We start from the raw sequence: 16,057 nt of genomic DNA, 5'->3' as shown, positions 1-16,057 counted from the left end.
CCTGTGATACCTCATAATGGCGACATTCCTTATATCTTTTCTACCTTTTATAATAAACAATTAAATATATGGTGACATTATGAACACCTTCCCGCTATTTTTTAAATTAGAAGACCGTAAAGTGCTTATCGTGGGCGGCGGCGAAGTGGCACTGCGTAAAGCGGACTTGCTCAGCCGTGCAGGCGCCTGTATCACTATACTTGCACCCGATATCAGCCACGAGCTACAAGCCTTACTCACTGACAGCAAACATGAATTTATCTATGAGAACTATAATAAAACCTATATGTCAGGCGCACGGGTAATCATTGCCGCGACTGACGATGAGACGCTGAACCACCAAATTCATGCAGATGCGACTGAGCTAAACATTCCAGTCAATGTGGTCGATACCCCGCATTTATGTGACTTTATTTTTCCAGCGATTATCGATAGAAATCCTATTGTGATTGGTATTTCATCAAATGGTAAAGCGCCAGTATTGGCACGTCTATTACGTGCACGTCTTGAGACATTAATCCCGCAAGGCTATGGAAAATTGGCCAAGCTGGCAGGTGAATTCCGCAGTGAGGTAAAAGCCAAAATACCAACGCTTACTGGACGTCGTCAGTTTTGGGAGCGCGCGTTTGAAGGTCAAGTCAGTCAGCTCATGTTTGCAGGTAATGAAACTGAAGCGACTGCACAGTTAAAGGCTGATTTGGATAGTACTGCCGCTGCTATCAGTAAGAAAAGCGACGATGCAAATGCGGTAAAAGAGTCAGACATGATTACTGCTACTCTATCTGATGAGTCAGAAAAAAACTTACCAGCCATTGGTGAAGTCTATATTGTTGGCGCAGGCCCGGGTGATCCAGAGCTGTTGACATTTAAAGCCTTGCGTCTAATGCAGCAAGCAGATGTGGTGTTTTACGATGCACTGGTCTCACCGCAGGTGTTGGACTTATGTCGCCGTGATGCTGATAAAGTATTTGTCGGTAAAAAACGCAGCAATCATACAGTTGCGCAATTAGGCATCAATGAGCTACTTGTCACCCATGCCAAACAAGGTCGCCGAGTCGTGCGTTTAAAAGGTGGCGATCCGTTTATCTTTGGACGTGGCGGCGAAGAGATCGAAAGCCTACGAGCAAACAATGTACCTTACCAAGTCGTACCAGGTATCACCGCTGCCAATGCCGCTGCTAGCTATGCAGGCATTCCGCTCACTCACCGTGACCATTCACAATCAGTGCGTTTTGTGACGGGATTTTTGAAGGCTGGTGCACCCAATAGTAATTTTGAGAACTTTTTAAATACTGATGAGACGGTCGTATTTTATATGGGTCTGCACTCGCTGACACGTTTGACTGAAGGCTTGGTTGATGCTGGACGCAGTAGCGAAACGCCGATTGCTATCGTCTCTAATGCGAGTATGCCCAATCAGCAAGTATTGACAGGTACGCTTGCAACGATTGTTGCCAAACAAGAACAAGCACAATTGCCAACGCCTGCCCTCCTAATTATGGGCGACGTGGTCAGCTTGCATCATGATTTGGCTTGGTATAATTTGCAAAATCAGCAGCACAGTCAAAACAGCAATGATATAGCTAAAAATTGGTTGCGTGAAGGCTCAAGAGGTAAAGCAGTAAAACAACCGAGAGACCAACAAGCACACGCCCTATCGATGGTCGAAAATCTTGCGACGCAGCAAGGAGATGGTCTGGAGCAATTGATTATTGACTAGCGCTTACTGCTAACCTGCAAAACGATAAGTTTTAAATAAAAAGAAAACCCTACCAGTATATTATTGGTAGGGTTTTCTTTTGGCAACAGCGCAAATCTCAACGATTCTTGCTAGAATGAAGACTTTCTACTGCTCATAATCATAGTCTACTTATGCCCATACCTGATGCTAGCTTGCCTTCTTCTTTAACCACGCAAATAAAACCTTTGACCATATTGCATACCTCAGACTGGCATTTGGGCCGACGTCTGTATGGGCGTCTTCGTTACGAAGAGTTTGAGTCATTCCTGCATTGGCTACAAGACACCATCAGCGCGCAAAAAGTAGATATATTGATTGTTGCGGGTGATATCTTCGATACCATGACCCCGAGCAATAAAGCCCAAGCGCTGTATTATGAATTTTTGGGTAATGTCTCACGCTCCTGCTGTCAGCATGTGGTAATTGTCGCAGGGAATCACGATTCACCGACATTTTTAGACGCGCCAAGCAATGTGCTTAAATTTTTGAATGTCCATGTGATCGGCACGGCTTGTGATGACTTGGACGACGAAGTATTGGTCTTGGGTGATGACGACAACAACCCCCATTGTATTATTGCCGCTGTGCCCTATCTGCGCGATCGGGATGTGCGTAGCAGTAGCGCTGGCGAGTCCGCAGATAGCAAAGACGCCAATGTTATCGCTGGTATTTGCGCGCATTATGACAATGTTGCAGACATTGCGAAGGCTAAGCAAGCCGACTTAATTAAAACGCATCAGCGATATATTCCTATCATCGCCACAGGACACCTATTCGCGTCTGGTGGCAAAACAACCGAGGATGATGGTGTACGCGAGCTATATGTCGGCTCACTAGGTAAAATCTCCGCCGATATGTTCAACGATGGCTTTGATTATGTGGCACTTGGCCATTTGCACGTGCCGCAGCGCGTTGGCGGTCGTGAGAGTATTCGCTATTCAGGCTCACCCATCGCCATGGGTTTCGGAGAGGCCAAACAGCAAAAGCAAGTATTGCTGGTACAGTTTGGTGCCGCAGAACATTTTAATAATGGCATCTCAGAGTTGAATGATGCACCTGATAGTACTACTCATCATGTCATCAATATAGTAGCTGATATTGGAGTCACCAAAGTTAAAAAATCAGTAGAAAAACTGACAGAAAAATCTACTAAAAAAGTGTCTAGTCAGGAACTGCCTTTCATGGATGACTTGTTTGGCTTTGATGAGCCATTAGAAGATGAGGAAGTTAAAAAATCTACTGTCGTAGAAAATACTCCTATTCAGCCTGAGCAATATAAAAGCATTCGAGAAACTTCTACTGACGCCGTGAATAGCAATAAAATTCTACATCGCGATGACGCTAATCAGATGCAAGTAGTATCCCTACCCATTCCAAAGTTCCAACAATTGGCGCAAATATCTGGTGACCTAACCACAATTGAACAAACCATTCAAGCGCTTACACAATCGGACTCTATTTGGCTAGAGATTGTCTATACAGGTGACGAAATCGTCAGTGATTTGCGTGAGCAAGTGCAAGCAATGGTAGAAGGGTTGCCATGTGAAGTGCTTAAGATAAAAAACACTCGTACTTATAATAAAGTCCTCAATCAGCAGCAAACATCTGAGAACTTGCAGGACTTAAATGAGATGGAAGTGTTTGAGCGCTGCTTGACGATAAATGATGTGGCTGATTCTCAAAAAGACTCATTGCGCGATGCCTATGGTCAGATACTTTATAACTTACGTCATGAAGACAAACAGGCAGAATGATATAAGTGACATATCATGACCACACTTCCTTATCTCTCTCAATTTTTCGCAGTTGCGGCTATTACTAATATTAAGACTTATCCATGCGCCTAATCGAACTCAGACTAAAAAACCTCAACTCCCTAAAAGGCGAATGGCATATTGATTTTGCTGATACTGCCTTTACCAATGAAGGCATCTTTGCTATCACTGGACAGACTGGTGCTGGCAAGACCACCATATTGGATGCTATTTGCTTAGCGCTATATGGTGAGACACCAAGGATTAATAGTATCAGTAAGAGCAGTAATGAGGTGATGACGCGGCAGACGGCAGAATGTTTCGCTGAAGTAGTGATTGACTTAAATGGCGAGCAGTATCGCTGCCGCTGGGGACAGCGCCGTGCTTACAATAAAGCAGACGGAAATCTGCAAGATGCGACTCATGAAATCGCTAAGATAAACGTTGATGACTCGTTAAAAGAGGATGAGCTGTTAGAGAGCACCTTAAAGCATACCAAAAATAAAATTATTGAACTGACTCGGATGGATTTTCAGCAGTTCACTCGCTCTATATTGCTGGCTCAGGGTAGTTTTTCAGCATTTCTAAAGGCAAAGGCTGATGAACGCGCTGATATATTAGAAAAAATTACAGGCACTGATATTTACGCGACTATCTCCACACAGGTTCATGATAAAAAACGTACCGAAGAAGAAATTCTCAGCAAGCTGCAATACGGTTTAGACGGTTTAATGCTTTTAGATACCGATGAAGAAAATCAGCTAAAAGCCGACTTACAGTCATATCAAAGTGCCCAAAGTGAGCAGCAGCAGACCATTCAAGATTTGGCCGAAAAGATAAAGTGGCTAGATAGCGTCACAGAATCAAAAGAAAAACTGAATACTTATCAAAATGATCTAGCTCAGGCTCAGCAGGCTCAGCAAGACTTTATCCCTAATGCCAAACGCTTAACCGCTGCCAATAAGGCGTTGGAGATTGACAGTCAGTTCAGCCAACTTGTCCATAGTCGAGATAATTTAAAACGCTTGCAAGAAGAACAGCAGCAAATAATCGGCATCCTACCGCAGAAACAAAATGATCTAGAACAAGCAACCGCAAATCTAGAGACAGCGAAAACTCATGTGCAAGCTGCCCATGAAGTTTTGCAAACAGCTCTACCCAATATTGCGCAGGCGCGTAAAATCGATGTGGAGGTTGCGCAGAACACGCATATCTTAAAAGACATTGAGCAAAGACAACAAGACTTGTCTATTAGCACTCAGCATTTAAATAAAGAGATAGACAACCATAAACAGCAGGCTGCGCAGAATAAAATCCAGCTCACACGTGTCGAAAGCTATCTTAATGACGCCCATGAATTAAACAATATCGATAGTGACATAGCAAATTTCAAAAGTCATTGCGGCCGACTAAAAGCCCTATTGCAAGAGAATACCGCCCTATCAGATGATAGAACAAGCCAGCAGCAACAGATCCACCAGTATCGCGCCAATCTTGACGTCTTAAGTCAACAGAAAAAGACAAAAGACACCACCATGTTGTCTATACAGGATAAATTGGCCGCTTTACAACGAGAGCAAGCAGCATTAACCCAAGTGCAGTCATTGGCTGATATGCGAGATGAGCAAGAACAGATTGATGATATCAACCGTCAACTTGACCAAGTAAGCGTTAAGACAAAACAGCAAGATGAGCTTAGTGTACAAGTAGAGAAAATAGTTGCGACCTTGCCAGTAATGAGTAACGACCTCACGAAGCTGGTAGGACTAATCGCTGATAATGAATCGGCTATCAGCGCTGCCAAAGAAAAGCGTCAAGACAAACAAACCCAGCTGCATTTACTACAAAAAGTCGCCAAATTAGAAGACTATATCGCTGACCTAAAAGATGGCTATCCCTGCCCGCTTTGTGGGTCGCTAGAGCATCCTTATAGTGCAGACCATCCACATTTAATACCAGACACGGAAGCAGATCAAACTCAGCAACAGATAACAGATCTGGATATGACTATAGCGGATTTAGAAGATACCCTATCTAAACATCGTATTACTCAGGCAACTGTACGGCAGCAGTTTGCGCAAGCGGAAGAGCAACAAACCCTGCTAAATCACCAAATACAAAAGTTGAAGATAGATATCGACCAGTTGGTCAGTTCAGTACTAAATAAAGGCTACTCTCGATTTATTACTGAAACATTAAAATCGCTAGCGCAGATTGAGACGCATGTAGATGCGCTGTCATTATTAGACAGTAGCAAAATCGAGCTAGGTAAGCGTAGAGAATCTCTTAAAAATACGTTAACTCAATATGAAACGCTTAGCGAGTCGCTCTCTACGATGCGTAATGACATCGAAGCATTAGACAAAGAGCGGCGTGAGCTGGCAAGCACTATCAATGAGATTGAGAGCAATAGTGAAAAAATAGCATGGGCTATAGAAAACTTAGACAAAAAATATCATGATAATTTTTCTGAATTGACTGTGCTCAAAATAGATATATTAGCCCTGTTAAATAAATATTCCGCTGGCAAACATCAGTCAGATGCAAAAACGGCGATACGTTCTTCACTACAATCATTACAACCGCTGATAACCAGCATTGAAAATCAAACCGTACTAAGCAATGTGGACGCTCAGGCGCATATCAATACTCTGCGCCGATGTCACAGTGCCCTTTTAGAAATCAAGCAACAGTTTAACGACTACAGAGAGGATCAACAAACCTTTAAGACATCACTTGGTCAACTAGAAACAAAAATCGAGACCAAGCAGTCTCAGCTCGACAAAGAAGAAAATGAGCTTGTTAAAATAGTTCAACTCGTGGCTGAAAAAGCGAACATGCTTGAGCAATTAAAAACAAACAGAGATGAGGTCTTAGCTAATAAAGATCCTGAAACAGAAGAAAAGCGTTTACGTGATGCGTTAGATCAGGCTAAAACCACGCAGACCTCTACGCAAAGACAGCTAGACAATGCTGAGCACATACTTAGTCAATTGCTTGATAAGCAACGTCAGGTGACTGAGCAAGTGACTACTGTAAAGATTACACTTAGCAACCAAGAAGATACCTTTAAGTCAGCGCTTGCCGCCTCTGATTTCGCTAATGAAATAGATTTTACTAATGCACGCCTGCCCATAGATGAGCGTAACGCACTTAGACAGCAGCAACAGCATATCGATTATGCCCTAAAGCAAGCGCAATCTTTATTGGATGCAACACAAAAAACACTTGCAGATAAACAAGCCAATCCGCTGACAGTAGACGATAGAGAAACGCTTACCCAACAGCAATCACAAGCCCAAGATGAATTTAACAAACGAATTGAGTCAATCGGTGCAATCAGTCAGCGTCTAAAGGACAATGAAGACAAAAAAACCACCCAACAGGCACAGCTTGATGCTATCACTGCTCAAAAGGACAAACTGCAAGTTTGGCAACAATTGCATAAATTGATTGGTTCATCTGATGGCAAAAAGTTCCGTACTTTTGCTCAAGGGCTAACCTTTGACCTTATGGTCACTCACGCCAATACGCAGCTGCAAAAAATGAGCGATCGCTATTTGCTGGCCCGTGATGATAATAGTCCACTTGAGCTGAATGTCATTGATAATTATCAGGGCGGTGAAATTCGCAGTACCAAAAATCTCTCAGGCGGTGAAGGCTTTATTATCAGCCTGGCTCTGGCGTTAGGACTGTCGCAGATGGCCAGCCAAAATATTCGCGTGGACTCGCTATTTTTAGATGAAGGCTTTGGTACATTGGATGAGGAATCTTTAGACATTGCGCTTGATACACTGACCAATCTACAGCAAGAAGGTAAATTAATCGGGGTGATATCCCATGTTCAGGCGCTAAAAGATCGCATTTTAACCCAAATAAAGGTCGAAAAGCTCTCAGGCGGATTTAGTCGAATTAGTGGTCAAGGGTGTCATAAAGTCGTCAGTGAAAAAGCATCATAAGTTAGGTTAATCACTTTACTACTTAATACTTTTAAACCTTTTCTTTTAGGCAATAAAAAACCACCGAACATTAAGGACGGTGGTTTTTTTTGAGACAGTTTGGGAGTGATATTACTTCATTACTTAGTAACTAAACCACTAAGCTCACTCATCAATACGGACAACGTTGAAAGACCGATTTGACCTTCTTCATCGTTGCTATGCAGCTCATCCAACTTATTCATCTCTGTAGTGACTGCAGCAAGCTGATCGACGTGTCTTGCTCTCCATTCACTAAATGCTTGCTTAGCATCTGGTTTTGAGAGTACCGCATCCATCAATAGACGCAAGCTGCGTGACAGCTCGTTCACTAACGCATGGCGAGCACGGCGATCCCAATAATCTTGCTGTGGTAGGCTGGCAATATTTTCCATCATCCAGTCTAATTGCAATACTTGATAAGCTTCAAAATATAAGGTTGCAATCTCATCAACAGGACGCTCGTATTGCTCAGCAAGCAACGCGGCATCAAGCGCATCGACATGGTACGGTAGCATCGCAAATAGCGTAGCGTCATTATCAGACAGATCCTTTTGCATCAAGCGCTTGGTATCTTCTTGCAGATATTGGGCAAACTGCTGCTCGATAAAACCACTTGGCTTGGTCAATTTTTCTACGCTTTCACTGAAGCGGCTAATCATATCAGCAACTTGCAAGTTTTGACCGAAGGCATTGATAAACCAAACCACACCGCGCTCCAGTGAATCACGTAGACGTAGCTCAAGGTTCAGCAGTAACGTCGCCTCAACTTGATTGTCTAGAGCTTCAAGTGCTTTCCAAGCACGCGATACGTTGAATACATCACGGCTAATCGCATAACCACGTACGATAGTGGCTAGTGATTGATCGGTTTCCTCAAAGAGACGGAATAGCGCTTCAATACCTAAGCGGTTGACCACACTGTTGGTCAAGTAAGTACTGATAATCTCGCGATGCAAACGGTGTTCAGTCATCTCGTCAAAGAAGCGTGACGCAAGCTCATCTGGGAAGTACTTACGTAGCTCATTGATAAAGTACGGATCATCTGGTAAATCAGATAAGAGTAGATTGTCATAAACCCACATTTTGCCATAAGCCAAGACGACTGCTAGCTCAGGATTGGTCAGACCAGTATCTGCTTTTTGGCGCTTCGCAATCTCTTCATCTGATGGTAGATACTCAATCGCACGATCCAGACGCCCTTCACTCTCTAACATCTGAATAAAGCGCTGATGATCACTCAGGTTGGCTGCGGCACGGATATGGCTCAGCTCGATCGCTTGTGGTTGCAAGTAGTTTTGACGTAGTACCAATTCTGCTACGGTGTCAGTCATACTCTCAAGCAGCTCATTACGTTGCTTCAGTGTCATATCACCTTGCTCGACCACTTTGCCAAGTAGGATTTTGATATTGACTTCATGATCCGAACAGTTAACACCGCCTGAGTTGTCGATTGCATCTGTATAGATACGTCCGCCCGTTTGAGCGTACTCGATACGACCTTGCTGGGTTAGACCTAAGTTACCACCTTCACCAACGACGGCTGCACGTAGCTCATTACCATCGATACGCAGCGAATCATTCGCACGGTCGCCCACGTCAGCATGCGTTTCGTTTGCACTTTTGACATAAGTACCGATACCACCATTCCAAATAAGATCGACAGGTGCCCGTAGTAACGCACTGATCAAATCATTCGGTGCAAGGCTATCTTCACTGATATCGAAGAGCGACTTCATCTCAGGACTGATAGCGATGGTTTTGTCTTGGCGCGAGAAGATACCACCACCTTGACTGATCAATGATGCTTCATAATCTGCCCATGATGAGCGTGGCAATTCAAACAAGCGTGCGCGCTCAGCGTACGAGGCTGCCGTATCTGGATTAGGATCAATGAAAATATGCAAATGGTTAAAAGCAGCAACCAGCTTAGTATGCGTTGATAGCAGCATGCCATTACCGAATACATCCCCACTCATGTCACCAATACCGACAACGGTAAAGTCATCACGGTTTTGGATGTCCATACCGCGCATACGGAAGTGACGTTTGACCGACTCCCAACCACCGCGAGCTGTGATACCCATTGCTTTATGGTCGTACCCTACTGAACCACCTGATGCAAAGGCGTCATCTAGCCAGAAGTTGTACTCTGCTGCTAGCGCATTGGCTATGTCAGAGAAGGTAGCTGTACCTTTGTCTGCTGCAACAACCAAGTACGGGTCGTCCTCATCATGACGTACCGTGTTGGTTGGCGGGACGATGTTGCCATCTACAATATTGTCTGTGACATCAAGCATGCCGCGTAAGAATGTCTGATAGCAAGCGATACCTTCTGCTTGGAACGCCTCACGACCATCAGCCATGCTCTTGGTTTTTACAATAAATCCGCCTTTAGAGCCTACAGGGACGATTACTGCGTTTTTGACCATCTGTGCTTTGACAAGGCCAAGCACTTCAGTACGGAAATCTTCCATACGATCTGACCAGCGCAGACCACCGCGAGCGACTTTGCCGCCACGTAAGTGCACAGCTTCGACGCGTGGTGAATACACAAATATCTCAAACATTGGCTTTGGTTTAGGCAAGTTTGGAATGTCTGCTGCCAAGAACTTAAATGACAGACGATCTTTGCGCTGACCATCACTATCAACTTGATAGAAGTTGGTACGTACCATCGCATTAATCAAATCTAAGTACCAGCGCAAGATACGATCTTCGTCTAGACTATCTACATCTGCTAGCGCAGCAGTAATTTCCTCTTGAATAGTAGCGGCTTTTTGTTGACGATCTTCTTCGCTATACTTAGGATTCATACGTGCGTCAAACAAACTACCTAACGCGACACTGATATCACTGTTTTTGACCACGGTTTGCTGAATATAAGCACTAGAGAATGGGGCACGTGCTTGCAGCATATAGCGAGACAATGCACGCAATACGACGACATCATAAGTATCGAGCTTAGTTGTTAGTACCAATTCATTAAATGAATCGCTCTCCACTCGGCCTGCCCAGATTTGCTTGAGGCTGTCTTCGAACTGACCACGCACGACTTGCATATTGACCGTATCGACATGCTCTAGGGTCAACTCATACTCTTGCATCCAGATAGGCTGCTCTGGCAAGTCAAACTCATAAGTCTGTGCTGAGATAACTGACACACCAAAGTTTTCAAGTATTGGTAGCACTTTTGACAAGATAACCGGCTGCTCGCGACCGTACAGTTTTAGATGGAGCTGGTTACGTGCATCGCCTGTCGACTGGTATAAATGCCAAAGCATTGGTTGCTCTGCGGTCAGTCCTGCCAGACGCTTCGTGTCTTCGACTGCGGTACGAGCATCAAAACGCTCTTGGTAGGCAGCAGGAATATAGTTTAAGAAGCGACGATTTAAAGCATTGGCTTGTTGTTCGCCCACATTGTCGAGTAGCATTTTTTGATAATTATCATCCCATGATTGCATGAGTGCTGATAATTTGGCTTCAAGTGTAGCGATATTGACGTCATTTACTTGGCCAGGCACGGTACGTACGTGGACATGCACACGAGCATGCGCAGATTCGTTAAACTCAGTGGTAAACCCTGAAGACATACCGTTATAGGCATCTTTTAGGACGTTTTGTACTTTGATACGTAGCTCGGTATTGAACTTATCACGCGGGATATAGACCAAGCACGAAACAAAACGCTGATAATGGTCGATACGGCTAAATAGACGTAAGCTCTTTTTGTCTTGTAGTTGAGTAATGCCCGAAACAATTGGATATAGCTCTTCGACGCTGGCTTGGAACAAATCATCACGCGGTAAGGTGTTAATCACATGCATCATCTTGTGATGGGCATGACCGTCACGTGGCAAGTCTGCCATCGCCATAATCTTATTGGCTTTTTCTCGCAATAGCGGTATTTGCTGTACAGTCAGCTGATAGGCTTGTGACGTAAGCAAACCGATAAAGCGGTATTCACCAATTAGGTTGCCATTGTCATCGAACTTATGAATGCCCAAAAAGTCCATATATACTGAACGGTGTACAGGTGATACACGGCTTGATTTAGACAGCATCAACACGCGCGGCTCAGTCAATAATTGCTTTAGGCCTCTAGGTAATTGGCTGAAGCTTTCTGATAGCTTGTCTTTTTCAGAACCACGTAATAGACCTAGACCACTGTTACCAATCGCAAATAAATCCAAATCGGTCGGCTCAGAAGTCACTTCGATAGACTGACCGCCTTCTAAGCGGTATTCACGATAACCTAAGAATATGAAGTGATCGTCTAAGATCCAATCTAAAAATGCTTGGATTTCTTGTTGTGAGTAGAATACTTCTGGTAGCGGCTTCGTTGAAAGCTCCGTTTTGATGTCGTTCAACTGCGCACGCATCTGTTTCCAGTCGCCAACGACCGTATCAAGCGTGTCAATTTTTGACATAAGCATCTGTTGAAGTGCTTCCAAGTCTTCGTTGTCTTGGTAAGCAATTTCACAATGAATCAATGACATATGTGAAGTGGCACTTTCATGTGCGCCTTCGATATGGGTGATATCACCATTTTCATCACGCTCAACACTGATGATGATGTTATAAGTACGATGAACATCGATACCTTCTGCTTCTAGGCTCATCAAAATCGTATCAACTAAGAATGGTCTATCATAAGCTGCGATTTGAATGACAGTATGCGAGCTGTGAAAGTGCTGCTCTTCTGCTGCTGGGTTTAGTACTGTCAGCTGCGGCTTGCTGCCGTCGTAAGCTTTGAGTAGTGTAAAGTGATGTAGCGCCATGCCCGCCAAGTCAGCATTACTAATCGCCTCTGCAGTTTCTTGATGCAGCGGCTGATAATAGCTATGAATAAAATGATCAAATAGCGATTTGTCTTTTTGTACATAACTGGTAGCAATATCGCTTATCTGGCTAATGCGCTCTTTTGCGATACTGAGGGAGTTTGGCATTTCCTGCGTCCTTTTTTTATAGATTTGGTTTAACATTTATTTATTTAAGTTTATCGATTGAGATTGACTACTGTTACTGCATATTCATCATTGGTGCAACGGTGCAGTATTTCCATTCACGCGACTTATTTTATTTTTATAACAGTTAGAAATTTTCTCCTTTTTTGCTCTTATTTTTTATTAATATGTAGCCATCAGAATTTAATACTACCAATATAGTGAAGTGTAACGCACATAAGGCGCGAGCTAAAGTGTACAACATCATTTCATGAATCAGCGATGTGTCGATAACCTTTACTAATGAGACAATGCGGTTTTGGACATCGATATGGATGATTCGATGCTGGCAGGCGGATACTCATGGTAATTGAAGGCGTTTTTTTGTTAGAATATGCCAACATATTTAAGAGCGTACGACTCGCTCACTATTAACTTTAATGCTAAGGGCAAAAGGTATGATGAATATTTTGGTGGTTGGCTCAGGTGGTCGCGAACACGCATTGGCATGGCAATGTGCAAAAGATGACAATGTAAAAAATGTCTACATCGCTCCTGGTAATGCTGGCACCGCCCTTGAGCCTAAATGCCAAAACGTTACGCTAGAGTCTATCGATGCTGACGCAGGCGAGCATAGTGCTGTTATCGCGTTTTGTCAAAATAATGATATCGACATGGTAATTGTCGGTCCAGAAGCGCCTTTGGTTACGGGTATTGTTGATGCTTGTCGTGAAGCAGGTATTAAAGCATGGGGCCCAACAGCATACTGTGCACAGTTAGAAGGCTCAAAAACTTTTGCTAAAGAGTTCATGGAACAAAACAACATTCCAACCGCTGCTTATCAAGGTTTTACCGACGCAGTCGCTGCAAAAGCCTATGTCGATGAGCAAGGCGCGCCTATCGTTATCAAAGCAGATGGTCTTGCTGCAGGTAAAGGCGTTATCGTTGCTGAAACGATCGAACAAGCACATGAAGCTATCGACGATATGCTAGCGGACAACAAGTTCGGTGATGCTGGCAGCCGCGTGGTTATCGAGCAGTTTTTACAAGGTGAAGAAGCCAGCTTTATCTGTATGATTGATGGTGATAACATCTTGCCAATGGCAACCAGCCAAGATCACAAACGTGCTTTTGAAGGTGATACTGGTCCAAACACTGGCGGTATGGGTGCCTACTCCCCTGCTCCAGTTGTTACCAGCGATGTTCATAACAAAGTCATGCAGCAAGTGATTCAACCAGTAGTCGATGCCATGAAAAACGCAGGCCATCCTTATACTGGATTCTTATACGCTGGTCTTATGATTGATAAGGCAGGCGACCCGTATGTCATCGAGTTTAATTGCCGTTTTGGTGATCCAGAAACGCAGCCTATTTTAATGCGTTTACAGTCATCAATGGTCGATTTGGTCGCACAAGGTTTGGTAGGTCAATTACCTAGTGAAGCAAAATGGGATGCGCGCCCTGCTCTAGGTATCGTTGTCGCATCAAAAGGCTACCCTGAAACTTCATCTAAAGGTGATGTGATTGCTGGCTTGCCAGAACTAGATCCTAACAACGACGAAGCTGTTAAAGTTTTCCATGCTGGCACGGCATTTTCTAATGATAATGATAAAGAAGTCGTCACAAACGGCGGGCGCGTCTTATGTGTGACTGCGCTAGCAGATAGTATTTCTGATGCTCAGCAAGCAGCTTTAGCAGTCACCGCTGCTATTAGCTTCGATGGTGCGCAGTACCGCCGTGATATTGGTCATCATGCCATCACTCGCGAAAACGCTTAGCAGCTAAGGCATCCTAAGAGACATATTGAGTAACGTCTTGGGCAACATTTCAGATAATGCGAAGGTTTCGCTCAATATGTTTGATTAATAGTATTTCTGTATTTTATAGCTCTACATCACTATTTGACCTAGCATCATGCTAGGTCTTATTTTTTAGTATCTTTTTAATACTAATCTATTGGTTATAAATAGATTTTTCTAAGTTTTAATAACAAGTGACCTTGCTAAAAAATTCTAGCTATTTATCAATCATACTCAAACTAGTAAGCACCTATTTATCAATAGTTACCGCTAGATATTAGCTTACAAAGTAACTATCAATGGCCAGCTCAGGCTCATAAAACCAACGCGCTTTATATGATACAATTTTGTACCTGTGCATCACGTCTCCCTTGTATTGTAGGTTTCGAACCCGCAAATCAATACCAATTGGATGAATGATTATACTTATGGCAAATGATACGTCTAAACCTTTTAGCAACAAGCAATCAATCGATAGCCTAAAAACCTCAGGGTTTGATCGTCGTATGTCGATTGCAAAAACTTCTTTGAATATTGGTCGTCGTTGGGCGGGTAATAGCGTGTCTGGTATGTTCTTAAATAAAGAAGCACGTACTGCACGTAATCAGGCATTTATGGAAACTCAGGCAAATTATCTGGCATCAGAGTTAGGTAAATTGAAAGGTTCGGTCGTCAAGATTGGTCAAATGCTAGCGATTTATGGTGAGCATATACTGCCGCCAGAGATTACGCGTGCTTTGCAAACCCTTAATGATGACACGGCGACATTGACTTGGCCGACGATTGAGCAAACATTACGCCAGTTACTGGGCAACAAACTAAACGAGCTAGACATTGATCCTGTCCCCATCGGAACTGCTTCTCTTGCTCAAGTTCACCGTGCGACCGTACTCGCCACTGGCGAACAAGTTGTGTTAAAAATTCAGTATCCGGGTGTGGCAGACGCTATCAACTCTGACCTTGCCTTGTTCAAAAGATTGTTAAAAGTAAGTAATATCGTTCCCCAAACACGCGCACTCGACGCTTGGTTTGAGGAAATACGTGACCTACTCCATCACGAAGTCGATTATGAAGCGGAAGCGGCTACGACGGAGCGTTTTTATGAGCGTTTAATTGATGATCCGCGCTATATCGTGCCTAAGATCAATCGCACTTATTCTAAAAAGCGTCTGCTATGTATGTCATACGAGCCAGGTATCACTGTGGTCTCGGAAGCACTGCAATTACTACCTCATGAACGCCGTAATGCCATTGGCCAAGCGGCTATTGAAATCATGATGCAAGAGATTTTTGTATGGGGTGAGATGCAAACAGATCCCAACTTTGGTAATTATTTAGTGCGTGTGAGCGAAAACGAAGAAGATATCGATAGATTGGTTTTGCTAGATTTTGGAGCGATTCGTCAGTTTGATGGTGACTTATTAACGATTGCCCGTGATCTACTACGCGCAGGATATCGTCATGATCAGCAAGCAATGAGCATTGCTATGAAAGGATATGACTTTTTCGATAGCATGAGCAATAAAGTTCGTTCAGATATTGCTTCGTTATTTTTACTGGCTACCGAGCCTTTTAGTGATCCTGAGAAACACACTAATATCCCTAGCGAATGTTTGGATGAGCAGAATCGCTATATTTGGGCCAACAGTAAATTACATTCACGCCTATCTACTACGGCTACACGCGCAATGCAATCTTTTGAATTTAATCTACCACCAAAAGAATTTATGTTTATTAGCCGCAAGTTTATCGGTGCATATACCTTTTTAACTGTTCTAGATGCGCATACCAACTCTAACAGTCTCGTAAAACCTTATTTATAAACTGTGTAAATTTTGAG

Annotated in this window: 6 protein-coding genes; 5 read left to right on the top strand and 1 reads right to left on the bottom strand. The window is 43.5% G+C overall.

Features of this window, described 5'->3' with window-relative positions:
* Positions 1-79 precede the first annotated feature (79 nt).
* The 3 genes from cysG (at position 80) to CXF61_RS02120 (ending at position 7,454) form a co-directional block, all read left to right on the top strand.
* The gene (cysG, locus tag CXF61_RS02130; RefSeq protein ID WP_165596992.1) at positions 80-1,720 is read left to right on the top strand and encodes a siroheme synthase CysG; all 1,641 of its coding nucleotides are present in this window, start codon (positions 80-82) and stop codon (positions 1,718-1,720) included.
* 152 nt (positions 1,721-1,872) lie between these two features.
* Positions 1,873-3,495, top strand: coding sequence for an exonuclease SbcCD subunit D C-terminal domain-containing protein (locus CXF61_RS02125; protein WP_165596991.1), 1,623 nt, complete (start codon positions 1,873-1,875; stop codon positions 3,493-3,495).
* Between the two features lie 83 nt (positions 3,496-3,578).
* Positions 3,579-7,454, top strand: coding sequence for an AAA family ATPase (locus CXF61_RS02120; RefSeq protein WP_165596990.1), 3,876 nt, complete (start codon positions 3,579-3,581; stop codon positions 7,452-7,454).
* A 119-nt stretch (positions 7,455-7,573) separates the two neighbouring features.
* Here the strand turns inward: CXF61_RS02120 and CXF61_RS02115 are convergent, their stop codons facing one another.
* On the bottom strand, positions 7,574-12,421 hold the full coding sequence (locus tag CXF61_RS02115; protein WP_165596989.1) for an NAD-glutamate dehydrogenase: 4,848 nt from the start codon (positions 12,419-12,421) through the stop codon (positions 7,574-7,576).
* 458 nt (positions 12,422-12,879) lie between these two features.
* On the opposite strand from CXF61_RS02115, the gene purD reads away from it, so the two are divergent.
* Entirely contained in the window at positions 12,880-14,196 is a 1,317-nt protein-coding gene (gene purD, locus CXF61_RS02110; protein ID WP_165596996.1) for a phosphoribosylamine--glycine ligase, read from the top strand.
* Positions 14,197-14,645: 449 nt separating this feature from the next.
* Complete coding sequence (locus CXF61_RS02105) at positions 14,646-16,040, top strand: ABC1 kinase family protein (protein ID WP_165596988.1); 1,395 nt, start codon at positions 14,646-14,648, stop codon at positions 16,038-16,040.
* Positions 16,041-16,057 lie beyond the last annotated feature (17 nt).

Origin of the sequence: Psychrobacter sp. 4Dc, from assembly GCF_002836715.1 — a bacterium.
Lineage (GTDB): Bacteria > Pseudomonadota > Gammaproteobacteria > Pseudomonadales > Moraxellaceae > Psychrobacter.
The sequence above is the reverse complement of the archived record's forward strand: the minus strand, read 5'-3'. Positions and strand labels throughout refer to the sequence as shown.

Coding starts and splice junctions, on each gene's coding strand:
- CXF61_RS02105 (WP_165596988.1), top strand. CDS start 14,646: ATGGCAAATGATACGTCTAAACCTTTTAGCAACAAGCAATCAATCGAT.
- CXF61_RS02120 (WP_165596990.1), top strand. CDS start 3,579: ATGCGCCTAATCGAACTCAGACTAAAAAACCTCAACTCCCTAAAAGGC.
- CXF61_RS02115 (WP_165596989.1), bottom strand. CDS start 12,421: ATGCCAAACTCCCTCAGTATCGCAAAAGAGCGCATTAGCCAGATAAGC.
- cysG (WP_165596992.1), top strand. CDS start 80: ATGAACACCTTCCCGCTATTTTTTAAATTAGAAGACCGTAAAGTGCTT.
- CXF61_RS02125 (WP_165596991.1), top strand. CDS start 1,873: ATGCCCATACCTGATGCTAGCTTGCCTTCTTCTTTAACCACGCAAATA.
- purD (WP_165596996.1), top strand. CDS start 12,880: ATGAATATTTTGGTGGTTGGCTCAGGTGGTCGCGAACACGCATTGGCA.